Consider the following 1,019-nt stretch of genomic DNA (forward strand, 5'->3'; position numbering starts at 1 on the left):
CCCCGAGGGGGGAGCGGCCACAACCACGGACGGTCGTCCGAAGAGCACGGACCCCTCGGACGACTGCCAGACGTCCGGTCAGCCGGCCTGGGCCTTCAGGTGGCGGCGCAGGTACTCGCCGGTGAGGGAGGAATCCGCGGCGAGCAGGTCCTTCGGCGTACCGGTGAAGACGATCTCCCCGCCTTCCCGTCCGCCGTCGGGGCCAAGGTCGATGATCCAGTCGGCCTGCTGCACCACATCGAGGTTGTGCTCGATGACCACGACGGTGTTGCCCGCCTCGACGAGACCGTCCAGGAGCGCCAGCAGGGTGTCCACGTCCGACATGTGCAGCCCGGTGGTGGGCTCGTCCAGGACGTAGACCGTGCCCGTGCGGTGCAGCTGGTCGGCGAGCTTGATGCGCTGCAGCTCACCACCGGAGAGGCTGGAGAGCGGCTGACCCAGGCTGAGGTACCCGAGGCCGACGTCCACGAGGGCGCGCAGCTTGGGCAGCAGCGCCTTCTCGGTGAAGAACTCGACGGCCTCGTCGGCGGGCAGCTCCAGGACGTCCGCGATGGACTTGCCGCGAAGCTTGTGCTCCAGGACCTCGGGCTTGAAGCGGCGCCCCTCACAGACACCGCAGTGGGTGGTCACGGGGTCCATGAAGGCCAGCTCGGTGATGATGACCCCGCGGCCCTGGCACTCCTCGCACGAGCCCTTCGAGTTGAAGCTGAACAGTGAGGCGTTCGCGCCGGTCTCCTTCGCGAACAGCTTGCGCAGCGGGTCCATCAGACCGAGGTAGGACACCGGTGTGGAGCGCGAGGAGGCGGCGATCGCGGACTGGTCGACGAACACGGCGTCGGGGTGCGCCTCCATGAAGGCCCCGGAGATCAGGCTGCTCTTGCCGGAACCCGCCACCCCGGTCACCGCGGTCAGCACGCCGGTGGGTACGGCCACGGAGACCTGCTTCAGGTTGTGCAGATCCGCGTTCTCCACGGTCAGCTCCCCCGTGGGCGGGCGGACCTCCTCCTTCACGCGTGCCC

General features: G+C 69.0%; 1 protein-coding gene. It reads right to left on the reverse strand.

The window, feature by feature from the left end:
* Positions 1-78: 78 nt before the first annotated feature.
* On the reverse strand, positions 79-1,019 hold a 941-nt coding region (locus ACFVUH_RS37500), incomplete at its 5' end, for an ATP-binding cassette domain-containing protein (RefSeq protein ID WP_387918120.1).

Origin of the sequence: Kitasatospora sp. NPDC058032 (assembly GCF_042885845.1) — a bacterium.
Taxonomy (GTDB): domain Bacteria; phylum Actinomycetota; class Actinomycetes; order Streptomycetales; family Streptomycetaceae; genus Kitasatospora.